This window comes from Ruminococcus turbiniformis (assembly GCF_020687545.1).
Classification (GTDB): Bacteria; Bacillota; Clostridia; order Lachnospirales; family Lachnospiraceae; genus Mediterraneibacter; species Mediterraneibacter turbiniformis.
This window is the reverse complement of record NZ_JAJEQX010000002.1, coordinates 88,942-102,569: the sequence shown is the minus strand read 5'-3', so window position 1 is coordinate 102,569 and position 13,628 is coordinate 88,942. Positions and strand designations below refer to the sequence as shown.

Here is a 13,628-nt window from a genome sequence, read left to right as displayed (position 1 = left end):
ATAGCGCGTATAGGCATGATAAAATAAATATAAAATAAAGGAAGGACATGAAGATGGAACAGAATAGGGTGCGCAGAGAGGAAAGGAAGAAAGAGATTCTTTTCGGCGTTCTGGCTCTGACTGCTGCAGTGATACTGATCGTGCTTGATCAGGTAACGAAATATTTTGCGGTTCTTTTTCTGAAGGATAAGGAGCCGTTTGTGCTGATTAACGGAGTGTTTGAGCTCCGCTATCTCGAGAACAGGGGAGCTGCGTTCGGTATTATGCAGAATAGGCAGTACGTTTTTGTGATAGCCACCTTTATCATAGTGTTTGTACTGCTGTTCCTCTATCACAAAATGCCGCTTACCCGGCGGTATCTGCCGCTTCGGTTCTGTGCGGTGCTTCTGTGCGCGGGAGCTGCCGGAAATGCGATTGACCGTCTGCGGCTTAACTACGTGATTGATTTCTTTTATTTCAGGCTGATTGATTTTCCGATTTTTAATGTGGCGGACTGTTATGTTGTTATAGCGTGTATTTTGTTTGCACTGCTGATTTTCTTTTATTACAGAGAGGAAGATGATTTCCGTTTCCTTTCTGCGAAGAAACAGGAGGAGAGAAAATGACTCCGGAAACGGAAGCGGTTAACGAAGAAATTTCATTGAGGGCGGAATGCTCCGGGGATAGGATTGACAGATTTTTAAGCGACAGACTGAGCGATATTTCACGCTCTTATCTTCAGAAGCTGCTGAAAGAGGGACATATAAGCGTAAACGGAAAGACGGTAAAAGCAAGTTACAAAGTCTCTGACGGAGATGAGGTGCTGATCCGGATACCGGAGTCGGAAGTGCCGGATATTCTTCCGGAGGATATTCCTCTTGACATTCTGTATGAGGATGACGATATTCTTGTCGTGAACAAACCGAAAGGTATGGTCGTTCACCCTGCTCCGGGGCATTACAGCCATACGCTTGTCAATGCGGTCATGTATCACTGCGGAGACCGCCTTTCGGGCATCAACGGAGTCATGCGTCCCGGAATTGTTCACCGGATTGATATGGATACAACAGGAGCGCTTCTGATCTGCAAAAACGACCGGGCCCATCAGATTATGGCGGAGGCGCTGAAGGAACATGCGATCACTAGGCGCTACCACGCGGTTGTGTGCGGAAATATCAAAGAGGATGAGGGCACTGTAGACGCCCCCATCGGACGGCATCCGACGGACCGGAAAAAGATGAGCACAAAGGCGCCTAACGGCCGCAGAGCCGTGACTCATTACAGAGTGCTCGAACGGTTTGGAAATTACACATATATTGAGTGCGAACTGGAGACGGGCCGCACCCATCAGATCAGGGTGCATATGGCTTCCGTGGGTCATCCGGTTCTGGGAGATCCGGTTTACGGGCCGTCCAGGTGTCCGTTCCGCCTTCAGGGACAGACTCTTCACGCAAAGATTCTGGGAATCCGTCATCCATCATCCGGAGAATATATGGAATTTGACGCGCCGCTCCCCGAGTATTTCTCGGAGCTTCTCAAACGTCTGCGGATGTGACAGGTCTGCCTGCGGATGTAAAAATTCTGAACGTCTTCAGATGTAAAGATTCTGTGAAGGAATGACCGGAGTTCAAATAAATTGTAAATACGGATTGTAATAAACGTTAATTTTCGTTATAATACTCATATGGTATGTGATGACTGGCATATTTTTTATGCAAAATCACAGTATGACGTAAAGGAGAGTGGCATAATGAAGACAAACACTATTATTACGATCGGGCGCGAATATGGAAGCGCAGGCAGAGAGATTGGATACAAGGTAGCCGAAGAATTCGGTATTAAACTGTATGACAAAGAGATGCTTGCACGTGCGGCAAAGGAGAGCGGGATCTGTGAAGAGATTTTTGAGACACACGACGAAAAACCGACGAACAGTTTCCTCTATTCCCTTGTGATGGACACGTATTCCATGGGGTACTCCGGAAATACATATACAGACATGCCGATAAATCACAAGGTATTCCTGGCACAGTTTGATGCGATCAAAAAGATTGCCGATGAGGGGCCGTGCATTCTCGTAGGGCGCTGCGCAGACTATGCACTGGAATCCTATAAAAACGTTGTCAGTGTATTTATCCATGCGAGTATGGAAGCAAGGATCAGAAGGATTGCGAGAATCTATGATCTTACGGACGCAAAGGCGAAAGACCGGATTATTAAAACTGACAAAAGCCGCTCAAGCTATTATAACTACTATACGAACAAGAAGTGGTCAGATGCAGAGAGCTATGAGCTCTGCCTTACGAGTTCAGAGCTCGGAATTGACGGAACTGCACAGGCGATTATCAATTATGTGAAGCTCAAAGAGAGCATCAGCAGCGAAAAACGCCGCGTGTAACGTACAAATAGCGGACAAATTGAATAACTGAAATGAGAATCTCCCGATAAACAAAAAGGCATATGCCTTTCGTATACCGGGAGATCTTTCACCTTATTTTCCGTTTTTATTCTGTTCTTCCTTCTGCTCCCTCGGACGGCGGATCGTGCGCTCCGGCCAGCCGGATATATTTCCCGAGAGGATGGCGTGGAACATGCGCTCTCTCGCTCCGGGATGTTCGGTATTGAGCTGTTTTAACAGTTCTTTGGCGTACTGTCTTTTTGTATGTCCGTCGACGGGACAACTGCTTTTAACGACAGGGAGGCTGTATTTGTTTTTAAAGCCGATCACATCCATCTCATCTACAAACATAAGCGGGCGGATGACGGTCAGATCCATCCGGTCCAGGTAGGTTTTCGGCGAGAAGGAATGAAACCTTCCCTCAAAAATCAGTGACAGGAGCATGGTTTCGATGATGTCGTCTTTGTGGTGAGCATATGCGACTTTGTTGCACCCCATCTCTTTTACTGCCTGATTCAGGGCGCCTTTGCGCATTTTCGCGCACAGGGAACACGGATTGGTCTCCTTTCTCACATGAAAAAGGATATCATAGATATCTGACTTTATAACCGTATACGGCACGTCAAGTTCGCGGCAGAGACTGTGTATCGGGGTGAGGTCGAAATCAGGAAATCCGAGATCAACTGTAATGGCGCTCAGTTTGAACTCCTGAGGATAGAAACGCCTGAGTCCGTGCAGAGCATACAGAAGGGTGAGACTGTCTTTGCCGCCGGAGATACCGACTGCAATATGGTCGCCCTTTTGTATCATATCATATTCATCAACGGCTTTGCGGGTATAGCTTAATAAACGCTGCAGCTGCATGGTGATAACTTCCTTTCCAGTAGTATGGATGGCAAAGGCCATTTGTATATTATACAGAGAAATTCACGCAATTACAAGATATTATATAGTTACAGGAGGCATTTTCGTGAAGTTCATGAATCGCAGAGAACAGGTAAAACTACCGCAGTTTCAGGACAGGGCTGAGAGTGTGCTGCATCAGTTTATGCAGGCGCTTCCGGTTATCGTGTTCTTTCTTGTCATGTTCTATACAGTCATCTTTCTGTTCGGAATGGAATATACGATGGTTGTCTCGCTCGGGACGCTGATCTTCCAGGTGAATTACAGGAAAAAGACAAGACCGGGAACGCTTGTGTATATTGCGGCCCAGCAGCTTTTTCTCCTTGTGCTTGCCTTTACTGCCACATGGAACCTTGCCCTCTGCCTTATCCTGAATCTGACGGTTCCGTTCTGGCTTATTTTTTCAAAGGCATCTGCATTTAACCAGCTCGGATATTTTTCTTCGCTGATGACGTTTACATTTATGCAGATGATGCCGGTGGACTGGGAGGGGTTCCTTACTCAGTTCGCCGCGATGGCGCTGTGCTGTCTCTGCGTTCTTGCCGCGGTGCCGCTGTACTCATTTGTCACGAGGAAGCCGGAGCAGCCGGGAACGGAGCGGAAAGCAGCTTGATTACTGGCGAATCTGTGATGCACAGATCCAATATCACATGGTACACGCACAGATCAGGGAGGATATCGGGAAGATTGCCGAAAGTGAGGAGGAAGAGATATATTTCACGGAGATACTGAGTATCACATGGTGTATGGCTTCCGAGATTCAGCAGATGTTTTTCCAGGTTAAACACAAAAAGCGTCAGGCAGACGCGCGCAGGACAATGGAGAGTTATATTTACTATACCGATTACGTGCTCAACCAGATACAGGAGATGCTGCAGCTGAAAAAGGAAAAGAAGTCAGGCAGCATAGAAGGAATCCGCTATAAAAGATACATAGAGGAAGAGCCGGAGCTCTCCCTGCTTATGCTTCAGTACGCGAGAAACCTGTCCAGGCTTTATACATTTGTTCTCCTGCGAGAACAGGAAGGAAGACAGAAAAAAGAAAAGTAAGCCCTTCCGGGGCCTTTAGACAGCCCTTTCAGCTTTCGCGGAGTTTCACTGCGCCGGCGGCTTTTCGCCGTCTGTTTTCGTCGATGGCTGCGTAGTGCTTTTTTGTAGTGTTTACATCCTTGTGTCCGAGTACATCTGCTACAAGATAGATATCCCCGGTTTCTCTGTAGAGCGCTGTTCCGTAAGTACTGCGAAGCTTGTGGGGCGTGATTTTTTTGTTCGGCGTGACTTCACGGGCATATTTTTTCACCATATTCTCCACAGCCTGTACCCCCATTCTCCTGCGCTGGGTGGAGAGGAAGAGGGCGTTTTCGTGTCCGGGAAGGGGCACGGTGTTCTTTCTGGTCGTATAAAGGTAAGTTTTGAGCGCGTTTTCAACCTCCTCACCGAAGTACACAACCATTTCATTTCCGCCCTTGCGCGTGACTTTTATGCCGTTGTTGTTAAAGTCCACATCCTGAATGTCAAGGCCTACGCATTCGGACACACGAATGCCGGTGCCTAGCAGAAGAGTGAGGATCGCCAGATCCCGGTTTTTTGTCTTTTCATAGTATGCCTTTCTCTGTCCGGTCAGATTGTCTCCGCCGTGGTCCACGTAGTCAAGCAGTTTCGCGACCTCATCCGTATCAAGGCGGATGATCGCTTTTTCGTGAAGTTTAGGCATATCCACAAGAAGCGTCGGATTTTTCGTGATTGCCTGCCTTTTGTAGAAATAACCGTAGAAGCTTCTGAGCGCGGACATTTTCCTTGCAAGTCCTTTTTCCGTGTTTGTGATCTGCTTGTTGTCTTCATTGTCATATACTTTCAGGTATTCCTGGTATTCCTCGATATCAACGGGCTCCAGGCGCTCCAGATCCTGAAGTGTAAACCGGTCTATTGTGTAGTCTTTGTAAACCGGGTTATTCTCCATAAGAAAATGAAAAAACACACGGATGTCATAGGCATATGAGATCCGTGTCCGCGCGGATGTCGTCGGTTCAACCGCCCGGAAATAATCACGGGCAAACGGAGGCAGCGTTTTTAAGATGGAACGAAGCCTCAGTGTATTGTCGATGTATTTCTGTTCATGATATGTCCTGGTGTTTCCCGTTCCGGTGTTTTCTGTGTTTTCTGCAGTGCCTGTATCCGGTGGAATATCTTTTTTCTGTGTCATTTTCAGTTACCTCTTGTTATTTCTGTTGATTATTATTGATATGATTTACGTGCTGTTTTTAACATTTTGCCGTATTTACAGGTATATCTTAGCATATTGCGGCTTTTTAGTCCAGATCTTTTGGAAAAATCGGTATTTGTCGTATAGATTGAAGTGTATGTGCAAACGGCCGAAGCAGGCTGCCCCATCACAAGAGGTTTGCTTCGGCCGTTTCTGGAGTGTATATATCAATACATAGGGATGTATATTGATACCGGGTTATTGTGTATGTGTAAGCATTTTAGACTATCTGTCCTCTGTCTATTCTCTGTATGCGACAATCAGATTCTGGCCGGCATGGATCTGATCTGACGCCAGATCGTTAATGTCCATAAGGAATGCGGTGTATTCTGTGATATCTGCATCTGTTACAGTTACGGCCGCACCGGATTCCTCCGGAGACGCTGTAAGCGCTTTTTTTGAAATGCTCCAGAGAGAATCTCCGGGCTGGATCACAATGCTTGTGTAACAGGTGTATTCTGAAGCAAATCCGGAATTTTTTCCCTGGGCGTGTACAAGGAACGCTCCAAAGCTTAAGCACGCGCAAAGTACAAGAAACATTCCCGCAAAAATCCGGCGGAAACTTCGTGTGACATGGGTACGGCTTACGGCTCTTTCGGTACTGCTGTATCTTGTTCCAGTTACTTCTCTTCTCATATCTCTCCTGTTTCTCATAATGATTCCCCTTTCCCCCGGATTGCTGATTATATCGGCTTATATCGGCATTACAGGCACTGTCATGCTGTTTTGCCGACTGTGAAACTCCACATCTGCGGTATGCAGACGACAAAATAAAATTGTATACAAGTATTCAACTGAACGAACAAATATTCGAAAGAACAGTTGTTCGATAATCAGATTATATAACACGAACATACGTTTGTCAATGGGAAAATCGAACATATTTTCGCGGTTTCATTGATTTTTCAATTTCTCTGTGGTACTATATTGAAAGAATAAAAAGCGGAGGGAACGAATGGCTACTGGTAAGATAAGCAAAAAGCAGGAAGAAATCCTTGAATATATTAAGGATCAGATATTGAAAAGGGGCTTTCCGCCCGCAGTGCGCGAGATCTGCGAGGCGGTGAATTTAAAGTCCACATCTTCGGTACATGCCCACCTGGAGACGCTGGAGCGAAACGGCTATATTCACCGCGATCCGACAAAGCCCCGTGCGATAGAGATACTGGACGATTCTTTTGCGCTGACACGCCGGGAGATGACGAATGTTCCGATTCTCGGACAGATCGCTGCGGGACAGCCCATACTGGCGCAGGAAAATATCGAGGACTACTTCCCTATTCCGGTTGAAAAGCTGCCGAACAAGAATACGTTTCTCCTGAGGGTAAAAGGGGAAAGCATGATCAACGCCGGGATTCTGGACGGAGATTTTGTTCTGATTGAGGAAGGGAACACTGCTTCAAACGGCGACATGGTCGCTGCCATGGTCGATGACGGGGCGACGGTCAAGACATTTTACAGAGAGGAAGGTGTATTCCGTCTTCAGCCGGAGAACGACTATATGGACCCGATTATCGTAAAGGATGTTACCATACTCGGCAGGGTAATCGGTGTGATGCGTTTCTTCAAATAAGCAGGCAGATAAGCTAAGCGGGCAGATAAGCAGACAGAAAATAAGCAGGCAGGATGTAAAAAACTGCAGTCTGATGTGTGGTGTAATCAGACTGCAGTTTTTAGCAGTTTTTATTCGAAGATTTTTCAGTTTTTCAGATCGTCTATACTGATGTCTTTTCCGTCTTTCCAGATTCTCTCCAGATCATAGAAAAGCCGGTTCTCCTTATCAAATACATGGACAATGATATCGCCGAAGTCGAGAAGCACCCAGCTCGATGAAGCGTGTCCTTCCCGCTGTTTCAGCGGATATCCGGCCTTGTGAAGCATCTCTTCCACATTGTCGACAAGTGCGTTCACCTGGCTGTCGCTGTTTCCGTTCGCGATGATAAAATAGTCTGCCAGGACGGAGATACCGGTAATGTCGATGATCTTGATCTCTTCTCCTTTTTTGTCAGCAAGCGCCTCATAGGCGATGCGTGCCATTTCCTTTGACTGGTTCAAACGTTTTCCTCCTTTATATTTATTTATCGGCTTTGTTTATATTCTCGTATTCCGGCTGCATTTATTTTTGTATTTATTTTCTGTAAAACTCACGTGTGCTGACAGTCATCGGATCCACCGCTTTTCCGCCGTCTTCGAGATAGCGCACGGTCCTTTGCGCGGAGAGGTATACTGCTCTGTCAATGTCGTGAAATACCATACTGCGGATTTCGGACAGCCCGGGTATCTCTTTCCGGTTCGGTTCCATGTAGTCGGCGATATAAATGATTTTTTCGAGAAGCGTCATATCCGGTCTGCCTGTCGTATGGTAGGTGATTGCGTTTAAAATCTCCGGATCTGTGACGCCGTACTCGTGTCCGGCCAGATATGCTCCGAGTTTCGCATGTATGAGCGCAGGCATGGCAAGCTCAGAATCTGTAAGTTTAATCCGGTATTTTTCACAAAGGCGGATCTGCTCTTTCGCGGAGCAGAATTTTCCGCAGTCATGCAGCAGTCCGGCTGTCAGTGCTTTCCCGATATCGCATCCATAGCACATGGCAAGTGAGGCTGCGGTGTACATTACCCCGATGGTGTGCTCGTACCGCTCTTTTTTCAGTTTTTTGGAGAGCTCTTTCTGGATTGTTCTGAGTTCCTCCGTCATAATTCTGTCTCCTCCCTGTACAGATCGTTGATGTTGATATACCCTGCCACCTGGTCCGGAACCATGTAGCGGACGCTTAAGTTACGAGATACGCGGCGGCGGATTGTCGTTGATGAAATCTCAACGAGAGGAGCCTGAAGAAGACGGATCTTCGCCCCGTAAGTCTCACTTAAGTACCGGATCTGCTCTTTCATCTGTCCCGCGTCCTTGTCATCCCGCATCGCGGCCAGGATTGTGCAGGCCGGGAAGATCTCCCGGAAACACATCCACTGCTCGATGGAAAAGAGGGAATCCGCGCCGAGTATGAAATAGAACTCATTTCCGGGATAGAGCTCGTGAAAAGCCTGAAGCGTGCTGTAAGTGTAGGAATGCCTCTCTGTCTGCGCCTCGTACAGATTCACGCGAAAATACGGGATGTCCGCTGTTGCCAGCTTTACCATTTCAATTCGATGATTCAGGGATACTCTGGACTCATCCGTCGTCTTGTGCGGGGGATTGCCGTTTGGGAGAAACCAGATCTCATCCAGCGCAAACTCTTCATAGGCAAATTCCCCGAGCAGTAGATGCCCGATATGGATGGGGTCAAAAGTGCCGCCCATAATTCCTATCTTCATACAATGATTCCTGTCTTTTATTTCTGTCTGTTTCTGTCTTTTTAAATTCCCCGGTTCAATCATTCGTGTTACAGGGGAAGAAGGATCTTCTTCTTATCGTCCTTTCCCTCTCTGTAGAGCACGATCTTCTTTCCGATTACCTGAACGACCTGGGAACGTGTGCGTTCGGATATGATCTCCGCAAGCTCTCTCGGATCGTCTGCGCAGTTTTTCAGAACGCTGATTTTGATCAGCTCACGCGCCTCAAGCGCCTCTGAGATCGCCTCCGTAAGCCCGGGAGTCATGCTTGATTTTCCCACCTGAAAGATGGGTTCCATCGTCATTGCAAGGCTCTTTAAATACGCCCTCTGCTTTGTTGTCATCTCTTCTCTCCTCTTCTTCTTTTGGCTGCTTTCTTATGGCTGCTGCAGCCGCCGTGTCAGCAGCTTACTTGTAATAGTCGAACTGCAGCCCGTACATGCGGACTGTGTCGCCTTCCTGAATGCCTTTTGCCTCCAGATCGTCCAGGATACCGGTTTCTTTTAAGAATTTCTGGAAGAAAGCGAATCCCTTCTCGGAATCCAGGTTCGTGTATCCGAGCATCTTCTCGATCTTCGGACCCTCGACGACATACACGCCGTCTTCCACGGTCACAGTATATGGAAGTTCCTCGTAGATCAGCTCGTCTTCCGGGAAATACTCCTGTTCAAATACTACGGGAGTGCGGTCTGTTTTGTCAAGCTCTGCGCTCACATAATAGAGAAGTTCCTGAATTCCCTTCCCCGTTGCACCGGAGATGGGGAACACACGGATTCCTTTCGGTTCAAACTCCTTTTTCAGACGCTCGACGGGATCCTCCTCCGGCTCATAGATCAGGTCGGTCTTGTTGGCTGCGATCACCTGGGGACGCTTTGCGATCTCAGGGTTGTACGCCTCAAGTTCCGCATTGATCTTGTAGATGTCATCCACAGGATCGCGTCCCTCTGTCCCGGCTGCGTCCACTACATGGATCATCAGTTTTGTGCGCTCGATATGACGCAGGAACTCATGCCCCAGTCCGACACCCTCGGATGCTCCCTCGATCAGTCCGGGGATGTCCGCCATGACAAATCCATTCGCGCCTTCCAGATCCACCACTCCGAGATTCGGGTTCAGTGTGGTGAAATGATAGTTGGCAATCTTCGGGTCTGCGTTCGTAACTCTGGAAAGAAGCGTCGATTTTCCGACGTTCGGGAAGCCGATGAGACCGACGTCCGCGATGACTTTCAGCTCCAGATTTACCTCGAGTTCGCGGGCAGGCTGTCCCGGCTGAGCGTATTTCGGCACCTGCATGGTTGCGGTGGCGAAATGCTGGTTTCCGAGTCCTCCTTTTCCGCCCTTTAAGACGATCTGGCGGCGGTTGTCTCCGGACATGTCAGCGATCACCTTGCCGCTTACCGCCTCTTTTATCACTGTTCCTTCCGGTACATAGAGCACCAGATCCTTCCCGTCTTTTCCGTGACAGCGCCTCTTTCCGCCCGGCTCACCGTCGCCGGCCGCATATTTTCTTCTGTGGCGGTAGTCAGAGAGGGTGTTGAGTCCCTCGTCGATCTCAAAAATCAGGTCGCCGCCCCGGCCGCCGTCGCCGCCGTCAGGACCGCCGTTGGGGACGTACAGCTCTCTTCTGAAACTACAGTGTCCGTCTCCGCCCTTACCGGAACGGATATAGATTTTTGCTCTGTCTGCAAACATAACTGCTCCTTTTTTCTGTTTGATAAAAGCCCCAGACAAAAGTCTGGGGCCTGGTACTGCCTGTTATGCGAGTGAAAATTCCGGCTGAATGAAAGCCGCAGCCTGATTATTCAGCTACCGGATAGATAGAAACCTGCTTCTTGTCTCTGCCTTTTCTCTCATATCTTACAACACCGTCTACAAGTGCGAACAGAGTGTCGTCACCGCCGCGTCCAACATTAACGCCCGGGTGAATCTTTGTTCCGCGCTGTCTGTACAGGATGTTTCCAGCCTTTACAAACTGTCCGTCTGCTCTCTTCGCGCCCAGTCTCTTCGCCTCGGAGTCACGTCCGTTCTTTGTAGAACCAACTCCCTTTTTGTGAGCAAAAAACTGAAGATTCATTTTCACCATGGTACTCACACCTCCTTGAAAATTATGTCGATGTATGATTCGTATTCACTGCCGGACTCGATCTCTTCCAGACCAAGAATCATGGAATCCAGCAATAGAGCGGCATCATGGGAAGGGCTTTTCCGAAAACGGAAAGTGATGCTTCCGGTATCCTCGTCGACAATGCGGTCTGTCTCATCGTCCGTGAAAGCCTCAATGGAATTGAGAGCGTTGATCACGAGAGCCGAGACAGCGGCACAGACGATATCCTTTCCGGAATCATCGTACCCTGCATGTCCTGAGATATCAAACCCTGCATGCTCCTGCCGTCTGGTCTTATAAATGGTTACCCTGATCATACGGCCGCTTACGCGTTGATCTTGTCGATCTTCACAGCTGTGTACTGCTGTCTGTGACCGTTTTTCTTATGGTATCCAGTTTTTCTCTTATACTTGTAAACGACAACTTTTCTTGCTTTGCCGTTGCCGACTACAGAAGCCGTAACTGTTGCACCTTCAACAGTCGGATTGCCGACAACCAGCTTGTCATTGCTGACTGCAAGCACCTGGTCGAATGTATAAGTCTCTCCGGCTTCAACCCCAAGTTTCTCCACTTTAATGATATCGCCTTCAGCTACCTTGTACTGTTTACCACCTGTTGCTATAATCGCGTACATATGGCACCTCCTATTATCATTACTCGCCAATTACGGTGTCTGTGAATACAGAACTTAAACCTCATTGTGCGGCATACTATTGTAATATACCATACCGGCTTTCCTTTCGTCAATAGGATTCCGGCATTTTTTTCAGCTTTTCGTAGCAGTATTCGATAATGCTTTTTCGGGTGACGATTCCGATGAATTTCTTCTGGTCGTCAACAACAGGAACAAAGTTCTGGTTCATGGATTTCTGGATCAGATCCTCCATATCCGAATCAACGGATACTGCCTCGTAGTCCGCTTTCCGCGGAAAGTCACTGATGAAAATATTTTCTGCCTGCTTCAGGTTCAGGTTCGTGTACCGCTTGATGCCCCAGAGCAGATCACCCTCCGTGATTGTCCCGACATATTCTCCCTCTCTGTTCAGCATCGGGATGGAGGCATATTTGTGGTACTCCATCGTTTCAAGCACCTGGCGGAGCGTCCCGTAATCATATACGCAGGCGACTTCGCTTTTGGGCTTCAGAAAGAAAAGGATGTTCATCTTTTGTACTGCCTTTCTTATTATCTTTCGTAGATTATAGTAAATTATTATCCGCAGTAAAGGTTTACTGCCTGAGATTTAAAGCTGTGTGAGAACAAAAATCTCGTACAGGGCGCGGATTGCGTCCTTGAAGTCTTCGTGTCTGACTCCGACGATGATGTTGAGCTCACTTGATCCCTGGTCGATCATCTTGACATTGATGTGGGCGTGGGCCAGTGCGGAGAAGATTCTTCCCGCTGTTCCTCGCGTGGACTTCATGCCCCGTCCCACAATGGCGATCAGCGCAAGACCGGACTCAAGCTCGATATGGTCCGGGTGAACCGCCTTGTTGATGTCTGAGAGAATCTTCTGCTCTTTCGCCTCAAACGTATCCTTGTTGACGAAGATCGACATTGTGTCAATGCCGGACGGCATATGCTCGATGGACACGCCGTTGTCCTCGAATACCTGAAGCACTTTGCGGCAGAATCCGATCTCGGAGTTCATCATCGCCTTTTCCACTGTGATTGCGGCAAATCCGTCTGTGCCTGCGATACCGGTGATTGTGTATCTCGGCTGGCGGCATGTGCTCTCCACGATCAGCGTTCCCTTGTCCTGGGGTGCGTTCGTATTGCGGATGTTGATCGGGATTCCCTCTTTTCTGACCGGGAAGATCGCGTCCTCATGAAGCACGCTGGCACCCATGTAGGAGAGCTCTCGAAGCTCTTTGTAGGTGATCGTCTCGATGGACTTCGGGTTTTTCACGATGCGGGGATCCGCGATCAGGAATCCGGACACGTCCGTCCAGTTCTCATAGAGGTCCGCGTGTACGGCAAGCGCCACGAGAGACCCCGTGATGTCAGAACCGCCGCGGGAGAAGGTCACGACCGTGCCGTCCGCTTTCGCACCGTAGAATCCGGGCACAACCGCATATTCCAGTCCTTCCAGTCTTTTGGCGAGAAGACGGTCTGTCTCTTCCTCATTAAAAGAGCCGTCCTCGTTGAAGCGGACGCCTTCGGCCGCATCTACGAACTCAAAGTCCAGGTAGGCTGCCATAACCTTTCCGTTTAAATACTCTCCGCGGGAAGCCGCATAGTCACGTCCTGCCTTTTTCTCAAAATTCTCGCGGATCGTCTCAAAATCAGCATCAAGGGAGAAGTTTAAGCCCAGCCCGTCGATGATCTCTTCATATCTCTTCTTGATATTCGCAAGCTGTTCTGAGAAATCTTCTCCTTTTTCCGCAGACGCGTAGCACGCGTACAGCATGTCCGTTACTTTCGTGTCATCGGAAAATCTCTTTCCCGGTGCGGACGGAACAACATATCTTCTGGTCTCGTCCTCACGGATGATCTCGCCGACCTTTTTAAACTGTTCCGCGCTGGCAAGGGAACTGCCGCCAAATTTTACAACCTTTTTCATTCCTTATCTCCTGTCTCCTTTTTATAGAAAGCCCTTTTTAAGAAGGGCTTTTCGCAACATGTTCGCGGCGTATTTTCTGCGGACGCCGCACTCT

Annotated in this window: 19 protein-coding genes; 6 read left to right on the top strand and 13 right to left on the bottom strand. The window is 48.4% G+C overall.

Features of this window, described 5'->3' with window-relative positions; translation table 11 throughout:
* Positions 1-53 precede the first annotated feature (53 nt).
* From lspA to LKD70_RS01715, 3 genes are all read left to right on the top strand, one after another.
* Complete coding sequence (lspA, locus tag LKD70_RS01725; protein WP_227706329.1) at positions 54-605, top strand: signal peptidase II; 552 nt, start codon at positions 54-56, stop codon at positions 603-605.
* Positions 602-1,534, top strand: coding sequence for an RluA family pseudouridine synthase (locus LKD70_RS01720; protein ID WP_227706328.1), 933 nt, complete (start codon positions 602-604; stop codon positions 1,532-1,534). The genes lspA and LKD70_RS01720 overlap by 4 nt, the downstream gene beginning before the upstream one ends.
* 195 nt (positions 1,535-1,729) lie before the next feature.
* A complete protein-coding gene (locus tag LKD70_RS01715) occupies positions 1,730-2,377 on the top strand; it encodes a cytidylate kinase-like family protein (RefSeq protein WP_227706327.1) in 648 nt (215 codons plus the stop codon).
* A gap of 93 nt (positions 2,378-2,470) precedes the next feature.
* On the opposite strand, the gene LKD70_RS01710 is transcribed toward LKD70_RS01715, so the two are convergent.
* Positions 2,471-3,241, bottom strand: coding sequence for a tRNA lysidine(34) synthetase (locus tag LKD70_RS01710; RefSeq protein ID WP_227706326.1), 771 nt, complete (start codon positions 3,239-3,241; stop codon positions 2,471-2,473).
* Positions 3,242-3,347: 106 nt separating this feature from the next.
* Between LKD70_RS01710 and LKD70_RS01705 the strand changes: the two genes are divergently transcribed.
* Both LKD70_RS01705 and LKD70_RS01700 read left to right on the top strand, forming a co-directional pair.
* Entirely contained in the window at positions 3,348-3,893 is a 546-nt protein-coding gene (locus LKD70_RS01705) for a hypothetical protein (protein ID WP_227706325.1), read from the top strand.
* On the top strand, positions 3,844-4,329 hold the full coding sequence (locus LKD70_RS01700; RefSeq protein WP_227706324.1) for a hypothetical protein: 486 nt from the start codon (positions 3,844-3,846) through the stop codon (positions 4,327-4,329). Before LKD70_RS01705 ends, LKD70_RS01700 begins: the two co-directional genes overlap by 50 nt.
* Positions 4,330-4,357: 28 nt before the next feature.
* Here the strand turns inward: LKD70_RS01700 and LKD70_RS01695 are convergent, their stop codons facing one another.
* Complete coding sequence (locus LKD70_RS01695) at positions 4,358-5,482, bottom strand: tyrosine-type recombinase/integrase (protein WP_227706323.1); 1,125 nt, start codon at positions 5,480-5,482, stop codon at positions 4,358-4,360.
* Positions 5,483-5,782: 300 nt separating this feature from the next.
* Entirely contained in the window at positions 5,783-6,196 is a 414-nt protein-coding gene (locus LKD70_RS01690; protein WP_227706322.1) for a LysM peptidoglycan-binding domain-containing protein, read from the bottom strand.
* A gap of 301 nt (positions 6,197-6,497) precedes the next feature.
* Between LKD70_RS01690 and lexA the strand changes: the two genes are divergently transcribed.
* Positions 6,498-7,115, top strand: coding sequence for a transcriptional repressor LexA (lexA, locus tag LKD70_RS01685; protein WP_227706321.1), 618 nt, complete (start codon positions 6,498-6,500; stop codon positions 7,113-7,115).
* A gap of 125 nt (positions 7,116-7,240) precedes the next feature.
* Here the strand turns inward: lexA and rsfS are convergent, their stop codons facing one another.
* The 10 genes from rsfS to LKD70_RS01635 all read right to left on the bottom strand — a co-directional run bounded on the left by rsfS (position 7,241) and on the right by LKD70_RS01635 (position 13,534).
* A complete protein-coding gene (rsfS, locus tag LKD70_RS01680; protein ID WP_227706320.1) occupies positions 7,241-7,597 on the bottom strand; it encodes a ribosome silencing factor in 357 nt (118 codons plus the stop codon).
* A 73-nt stretch (positions 7,598-7,670) separates the two neighbouring features.
* Entirely contained in the window at positions 7,671-8,237 is a 567-nt protein-coding gene (gene yqeK / locus LKD70_RS01675; RefSeq protein WP_227706319.1) for a bis(5'-nucleosyl)-tetraphosphatase (symmetrical) YqeK, read from the bottom strand.
* Positions 8,234-8,851, bottom strand: coding sequence for a nicotinate-nucleotide adenylyltransferase (nadD, locus tag LKD70_RS01670; protein ID WP_227706318.1), 618 nt, complete (start codon positions 8,849-8,851; stop codon positions 8,234-8,236). The genes yqeK and nadD overlap by 4 nt, the downstream gene beginning before the upstream one ends.
* A 68-nt stretch (positions 8,852-8,919) precedes the next feature.
* Positions 8,920-9,213 carry a ribosome assembly RNA-binding protein YhbY gene (yhbY, locus tag LKD70_RS01665; RefSeq protein ID WP_227706317.1) on the bottom strand — a complete coding sequence of 98 codons (294 nt, stop codon included), beginning with the start codon at positions 9,211-9,213 and terminating at the stop codon, positions 8,920-8,922.
* 64 nt (positions 9,214-9,277) lie between these two features.
* A complete protein-coding gene (obgE, locus tag LKD70_RS01660) occupies positions 9,278-10,561 on the bottom strand; it encodes a GTPase ObgE (protein WP_227706316.1) in 1,284 nt (427 codons plus the stop codon).
* Between the two features lie 106 nt (positions 10,562-10,667).
* Positions 10,668-10,952: a 50S ribosomal protein L27 gene (rpmA, locus tag LKD70_RS01655; RefSeq protein ID WP_227706315.1), complete on the bottom strand. Its 285-nt coding sequence runs from the start codon at positions 10,950-10,952 to the stop codon at positions 10,668-10,670.
* 5 nt (positions 10,953-10,957) lie between these two features.
* Positions 10,958-11,290 carry a ribosomal-processing cysteine protease Prp gene (locus LKD70_RS01650; RefSeq protein WP_227706314.1) on the bottom strand — a complete coding sequence of 111 codons (333 nt, stop codon included), beginning with the start codon at positions 11,288-11,290 and terminating at the stop codon, positions 10,958-10,960.
* Positions 11,291-11,298: 8 nt separating this feature from the next.
* Complete coding sequence (gene rplU / locus LKD70_RS01645; protein WP_227706313.1) at positions 11,299-11,607, bottom strand: 50S ribosomal protein L21; 309 nt, start codon at positions 11,605-11,607, stop codon at positions 11,299-11,301.
* Between the two features lie 109 nt (positions 11,608-11,716).
* Entirely contained in the window at positions 11,717-12,136 is a 420-nt protein-coding gene (locus LKD70_RS01640) for a CBS domain-containing protein (protein WP_227706312.1), read from the bottom strand.
* A gap of 78 nt (positions 12,137-12,214) precedes the next feature.
* Entirely contained in the window at positions 12,215-13,534 is a 1,320-nt protein-coding gene (locus LKD70_RS01635) for an aspartate kinase (protein ID WP_227706311.1), read from the bottom strand.
* Positions 13,535-13,628 lie beyond the last annotated feature (94 nt).